We start from the raw sequence: 6,106 nt of genomic DNA, 5'->3' as shown, positions 1-6,106 counted from the left end.
CGTGGCGCTGCGCGTGAGCGATGCCGGGGCCGGGCTGCCGCCCGAGATGCTGTCGCGGCCGTTTCGCCGCTTTCCGCACGCGCCCGGGCACGGGGGCGAGGGCTCGGGCCTGGGGCTGTCGATCGTCCATGCCCTGGTGGTCCGCCAGGGCGGCACGGTCGAGGTGGAAAACCGCCCGGAAGGGGGCTCTTGTTTCACCGTGCGGTTTCCGGCGGTGGCGCCCCAGGCGTTGGCCTGAAGGGTTGCCTCCCCGCCTGCGCTGCGCCCGGCGGGCACGGGCGGTGTGGGAATCTGTCCTACGGGCTCCGCTGCCAAAGGCCCACAGGGGGGCTGAGGGGCCATTTCTAGGATCGGGACTTGTCGCGAGATCGGGGGCATGCCACCCGATCCTGCGGCTTCCCCACCGACCGATCCTGACTGACCCATGAACGCTTTTCTCAAGACCTTTTCCGCTGCCGCCTGCACCGCCTTGCTGCTCACCGCCTGTGGCGGCGGCAACGATGACGATCCCACCCCGAGCGATCAGCCCGGCGTGCTCACGGTGAGCAATGCCACGGTCTCCGGCCTGAACGGCGTGTACGGCGACGGCACCATCAACCTGACCGACGTGGAAAAGAAGAACTCGGTAGGTTCGTCGCCCGAAGTCTGCACCTTCCGTTTCGACGGCGCCAAAAAGGTCGGCTCCAGCGACCAGGCCTCCGGCGACGTGCGCTACCAGCCCAATGCCGGCAACCTGTACATCGCCTTCCTCACGTTCTCGCAGCGCGAGTTCAGCGCCACCGACTGGAGCGACACCACCGTGTCGCGCGATTCCAACCAGGTGCGCCTCCTGAGCAAGACGCTCACGGCCACCGACGGCTCGGGTGACCGCATCACCGTCTCGGGCATCGTTCCCATGCGCGGCAACCGCCCCTCCGGCTGCTGATCAGAACACCAACCTGCAACCCCCTCGCCCCATTGATTTGGGGTTTACCCTGTCCATCCCTCCGGGTGGGCAGGGTTTTTTCATGGGCTGGCGCGATGGGACAATGGCGCCCATGACCGCTGCCCACTCCCCCGACACCCTCACGATCACCCGCCCGGATGACTGGCACCTGCACGTGCGCGACGGCGAAGCGCTGCTCACCGTCGTGCCGCACACGGCCGCCCAGTTCGGGCGCGCCGTCATCATGCCCAACCTGCGCCCGCCCGTGACCACGGCGGCCCTGGCCACGGCGTACAAGGAGCGCATCCAGGCGGCCGTGCCGCCTGGCGTTGCCTTCGAGCCGCTGATGACGCTGTACCTCACCGACAACCTGGCGCCCGAGGAGATCGTGCGCGCCAAGGCGGCGGGTGTGATCGCCCTCAAGCTCTATCCCGCCGGCGCCACCACCAACAGCGATGCCGGCGTGACCGATCTGCGCAAGACCTACCGCACCCTGGAGGCCATGCAGAAGGCCGGCCTGCTGCTGCTCGTGCACGGCGAGGTGACCAGCAGCGACATCGACCTGTTCGACCGCGAGGCCGTGTTCATCGAGCAGCAGCTCATTCCGCTGCGCCGCGACTTCCCGGAACTGAAGATCGTCTTCGAGCACATCACCACCCGGGATGCGGCGCAGTACGTGCAGCAGGCCGACCGTTTCACCGCGGCCACCATCACGGCGCACCACCTGCTCTACAACCGCAACGCGATCTTTACCGGCGGCATCCGCCCCCATTACTACTGCCTGCCCGTGCTCAAGCGTGAAACGCACCGGGTGGCGCTGGTGGAGGCGGCCACCAGTGGCAGCGACAAATTCTTCCTGGGCACCGACAGCGCGCCGCACCCGGCCCACCTCAAGGAGCATGCGAGCGGCTGCGCCGGCTGCTACACCGCCCATGCAGCGATCGAGATGTACGCCGAGGCATTCGACCATGCCGGTGCGCTGCACCAGCTCGAAGGCTTCGCCAGCTTCCACGGCCCCGCGTTCTACGGCCTGCCGCGCAACCAGGGCACGATCACCCTGCGCCGCGAATCTTGGACGCCGCCGGGCAGCTTCGCCTTCGGCGAGGCCGAGCTCAAGCCGCTGCGCTCGGGCGAGGCGCTGCCGTGGCGGGTCGTGGGGTGAACGCCACCACGCACCCAGCGTGCCTGCCCGCCTTGGCGGCCGTGCTCCGACAGTCCCTGCGAGGCCACCCATGACCGCTTTCTTCATCGACGCCGACAACCTGTGTGCGCCCGCCTGGGTGGAGGAGGCCTTTCGCACCCTGGAGCAGCACGAGGGCAGCGTGTCCCTGCGCCGCGCTTACGGCAGTGCCGACAAGCTCAAGGGGCTCGGGGAGGTGCTGCGCACCCGCATGATCCGGCCCTACATGAACCTGTCGCTGACCAAGAACACGACGGACGTGGCCCTGGCGGTCGATGTGATGGAACTGTCCTATGCGCCGTCGCATCCGTCCACCATCGCGATCGGTTCGGGCGATGCCGACTTCGTGCCGCTGGTGCTGCGGCTGCGCGAGCGCGGGTTCCGGATGGTGTGCCTTTCCGACCGCGGCAAGATGGCGCCCGAGGCCGTCAATGCCTACGATCAGGTCTTCCTGGTCGGGCAGGAGGCCGATGCGGTGACCGAGGCCCCCGCCGCGGTGCCGGAGTCCGCACCACCGGCCTCCCGAAGCCCCGCGGCCAAGAAGGCGCCCGCGCGCAAAACCACTCCTCGCAAGACCGCTGCGCCCAAACCGGCGGCGCAGGCCGCCCCGGCCAAGAAGGCGCCTGCGAAGAAAGCCGCCGCCAAGAAGGTGGCTTCCGCCACGGCGACCAAGGCGGCGGGTGACTCTGGGGCAGGGGGCCGCCGGGCGGGCTCGGGCAGCGGCGAGGCCGTCAGCGTCCGGCATATCCTGGACCATGCCCCCGCCCTGAAGGCCGGGCAGTGGCAGCCCCTGGGCGACATCGTGAAGCTGCTGCACGACGCCAGGCTGCTGGGCAAGAACACGGCATCGACCAAGCTGTTCAAGAAATTCCCCGACCAGTTCGAGTTGAAGCCCCAGACGCAGCCCAACGCGGTCCGCTACCTCCCTGAGGCGCGCTGAATCCGTGGGCCCTGGCGCGCTCGGCGCGGTACCGCCCTGGCTGCAGCCGTTCCAACACCTGGGCCCCGCGGTCCGGGCGGCGTGGCAGTCCGGCACGCCCCTGCCGGACGCCCTGAACCGGATGCCGGGCGCCGCCGTGCGCTTCGTGGCGCACTCGGCGCTGCCGGCGGGCCAGGCCTACGAGGCGTTCATCTTCGACACCGGCACCGTCCCCACCCGCGACAACCTGCACGATTTCTTCAATGGCCTGGTCTGGCTGCGGTACCCGCAGGCCAAGCGCCGGCTGAATGCCCTGCAGGCCGAGGCCATCGCCCAGACCGGGGTGGGCGCGGTGCGCGGGCCGCTGCGCGATGCGATCACGCTGTTCGATGAAAACGGCGCCGTGCTGTTCGCCCCCGCGCCGCTGTGGCAGGCGCTGGCGGCGCGCGACTGGCGGCGGTTGTTCGTCGATCTGCGGCCGCTGTGGCGGCAGGCGCAGCTGGTGCTGTTCGGCCATGCCTTGCTGGAAAAACTCGAGGCACCAAGAAAACCGATCACGGCGCATGTGTATCAAGCGCAGGGTGCTATGGATTCGGTAGCGGATGTGGATGCCTGGCTGGCCGGCGCGCTCGATGCGGTGCACCTGGCCACCAAGCCTTTTCTGCCGCTGCCGGTGCTCGGAGTGCCCGGCTGGTGGCCCGAGAACGAGAACTTTTGCTTCTATGATGACTCCCTCGTATTCCGCAGCGCGCGCCCCGCATAACAAACCACACCAGGGCCATCGCAACGCTGCGAACACGGCTTGAACGCCTGCGCACCATCCCCATTTTCCGGTTTGTGACAGCGCGTTCCTGCCGCTGGTCACACCCCCGTATCCCTCCGTGGAGAACCCTTCGATGAAACGAATCGCGCTTTTCTTGTTGACCAACGTCGCCGTCGTGGTGGTGCTGGGCATCGTCGCCAGCCTGCTGGGCGTCAACCGCTTCCTGACCGCCAATGGCCTGAACCTGGGGGCACTGCTGGGCTTTGCCTTCATCATGGGCTTCGGCGGCGCCATCATCTCGCTGCTGATCAGCAAGCCCGTCGCCAAGTGGAGCGCGGGCGTGCAAATCATCGACGGCACCGGGTCGGCCGATGAGGCCTGGATCGTCGAGACCGTGCGCAAGTTCGCCGACAAGGCCGGCATTGGCATGCCCGAGGTCGGCATCTTCCCCGGCGACCCCAACGCGTTCGCCACCGGCGCGTTCAAGAACAATGCCCTCGTGGCGGTGTCCACCGGGCTGCTGCAGGGCATGACGCGCGAGGAGGTCGAGGCGGTGATCGGCCACGAGGTGGCCCACATCGCCAATGGCGACATGGTGACCATGACGCTGATCCAGGGCGTGATGAACACCTTCGTGGTGTTCCTGTCCCGCGTGATCGGCTATGCGGTGGACAGCTTCCTGCGCAAGAACGACGAGAACAGCTCCGGCCCCGGCATCGGCTACTACGCCACAACCATCGTGCTCGACATCCTGCTGGGCTTCCTGGCGTCGATGATCGTGGCCTGGTTCAGCCGCCAGCGCGAATTCCGTGCCGACGCTGGCGCGGCGCAACTGATGGGCCGCAAGCAGCCCATGATCAACGCGCTGGCCCGCCTGGGCGGCGCCCACCCGGCCGAACTGCCCAAGAACATGGCCGCCCTGGGCATCGCCGGTGGCATCGGCAAGCTGTTCAGCACCCACCCGCCGATCGAAGAGCGCATTGCCGCGCTGCAGACGAACGCCTGAAGGGGCTTATGAATTGAGCGGGCGGCCTTCCATGCCGCCTGCCTCGCGAAGAGCGGCCGGAGCGATCCGGCCGCTCTTTTTTTGCGCTTGTATCAAGTTTGTCAGAACCGGTGCCGATACTTACCATGGACCCCACCCCATGCGCCTGGCGCACCATCGGCCGCTCTTTCCCGCCTGCGGCCCTTCTCACCGGTATCTGACATGACCCTGCACAACGCCCGCCTTTCCCTGCGCCTTGCCCTGGCTTTCGGGGTCATCTGCCTGGTCATGTCCCTCGCCGCTGCCGTGGGCATCTGGCGGCTCATGGAACTGCAGGACATCGCCGATGGCCTGGGCGGACCGGCGGCGGAGCGGGCCTTGCTGGCGCGCGAACTGCACGCGATCGTGGTGCTGAGTTCCTCGCGCGCCGAAACCCTGCTGGAAATCGACAACCCCGCCTATGCCGCGCGCATCGATGCCGACCGCAAGGCCACCTCCGCCCGATCGACCGAGGTGCGCAAGCGGCTCGAAGAGCTGGCGACGGACAGCGAATCCAAGCGCATCTTCGAGGCCATCGACACCGCGGGCAACGCTTTCCGGGGGGCGCGCGACGATCTGGTCAAGCGGCGCAAGGCCGGCGAGACCCTGCCGCCCGATGCGGTGGGCAAGCTGCTGCGCCCCGCGGCCGACCGCTATGCCGCCGCGGTGAACGACATGGCCGACTACCAGCGCAAGCAGGTCGAGGAAGACCGGGCCGCCGCTGCCGCCAGCGAACGGCAGGGCATCGCACTGCTGGTGGGCGGATCGGTGTTGGGGCTGGTGCTGGCACTGGTCTGTGCGGTGGTGCTGTCGCGCTCCATCCTGCGGCCGCTGTCGCATGCGTCCACCGTGGCGGACCGCATCGCCGAAGGCGATTTGACCTCCACCATCCCGGCCATCGGCGCCGCAACCGCGACGAGGTGCGGGCCATGCTGGCGCGCCTGGACGGCATGCAGGCCCGTCTGACGGGCCTGGTGGTCGGCATGCGGCAGGCCAGCACGTCGGTGGCGGGCGCCAGCGCCGAGATCGCGGCCGGCAACTCGGACCTGTCGGCGCGCACCGAGCAGACGGCCTCCAACCTGGAGGAAATCGCAGCCAGCATGGAAGAGTTGCTGTCCACCGTGCGCCACAGCGCGGATGCGGCCCAGCAGGCCACCCACCTGGCGGTGTCGGCCAGCGACGTGGCACGGCGCGGGCGCGACGCGGTGGAGCGGGTGGTGGGCACCATGGACGGCATCGCCCAGTCCTCGCGCCGCATCGCCGACATCACCAGCGTGATCGACGGCATCGCCTTC

Annotated in this window: 7 protein-coding genes and 1 pseudogene; all 8 read left to right on the top strand. The window is 68.6% G+C overall.

Translation table 11 applies throughout. The features are described 5' to 3' along the window. Positions 1-238, top strand: a 238-nt coding sequence (locus AC27KI_RS17185; protein WP_487114920.1) for an ATP-binding protein, incomplete at its 5' end; no start/stop codon positions are given. A 186-nt stretch (positions 239-424) separates the two neighbouring features. Continuing rightward, entirely contained in the window at positions 425-925 is a 501-nt protein-coding gene (locus AC27KI_RS17180) for a hypothetical protein (protein WP_487114918.1), read from the top strand. Between the two features lie 112 nt (positions 926-1,037). Then, positions 1,038-2,087, top strand: coding sequence for a dihydroorotase (pyrC, locus tag AC27KI_RS17175; protein WP_487090779.1), 1,050 nt, complete (start codon positions 1,038-1,040; stop codon positions 2,085-2,087). Between the two features lie 70 nt (positions 2,088-2,157). Beyond that, positions 2,158-3,045: an NYN domain-containing protein gene (locus tag AC27KI_RS17170; RefSeq protein ID WP_487114916.1), complete on the top strand. Its 888-nt coding sequence runs from the start codon at positions 2,158-2,160 to the stop codon at positions 3,043-3,045. A gap of 4 nt (positions 3,046-3,049) precedes the next feature. Further along, positions 3,050-3,787 (top strand): DUF3025 domain-containing protein, encoded by a 738-nt coding sequence (locus AC27KI_RS17165; RefSeq protein WP_487090616.1) that lies wholly within the window; start codon positions 3,050-3,052, stop codon positions 3,785-3,787. 133 nt (positions 3,788-3,920) lie between these two features. Then, positions 3,921-4,793, top strand: coding sequence for a protease HtpX (gene htpX, locus AC27KI_RS17160; protein ID WP_272565273.1), 873 nt, complete (start codon positions 3,921-3,923; stop codon positions 4,791-4,793). A 201-nt stretch (positions 4,794-4,994) separates the two neighbouring features. Next, positions 4,995-5,777 (top strand): MCP four helix bundle domain-containing protein, encoded by a 783-nt coding sequence (locus AC27KI_RS17155; RefSeq protein ID WP_487114914.1) that lies wholly within the window; start codon positions 4,995-4,997, stop codon positions 5,775-5,777. Beyond that, positions 5,741-6,106, top strand: a pseudogene (locus AC27KI_RS17150) (methyl-accepting chemotaxis protein); the annotation flags it as partial. The gene AC27KI_RS17155 and the pseudogene AC27KI_RS17150, both read left to right, overlap by 37 nt.

The organism is Acidovorax sp. KPB24-03 (genome assembly GCF_057546605.1).
The sequence above is the reverse complement of the archived record's forward strand: the minus strand, read 5'-3'. Positions and strand labels throughout refer to the sequence as shown.

Excerpts from the sequence above, each read along its gene's own strand:
- pyrC (WP_487090779.1), top strand. The coding sequence starts at position 1,038 with ATGACCGCTGCCCACTCCCCCGACACCCTCACGATCACCCGCCCGGAT.
- htpX (WP_272565273.1), top strand. The coding sequence starts at position 3,921 with ATGAAACGAATCGCGCTTTTCTTGTTGACCAACGTCGCCGTCGTGGTG.
- AC27KI_RS17170 (WP_487114916.1), top strand. The coding sequence starts at position 2,158 with ATGACCGCTTTCTTCATCGACGCCGACAACCTGTGTGCGCCCGCCTGG.
- AC27KI_RS17155 (WP_487114914.1), top strand. The coding sequence starts at position 4,995 with ATGACCCTGCACAACGCCCGCCTTTCCCTGCGCCTTGCCCTGGCTTTC.
- AC27KI_RS17180 (WP_487114918.1), top strand. The coding sequence starts at position 425 with ATGAACGCTTTTCTCAAGACCTTTTCCGCTGCCGCCTGCACCGCCTTG.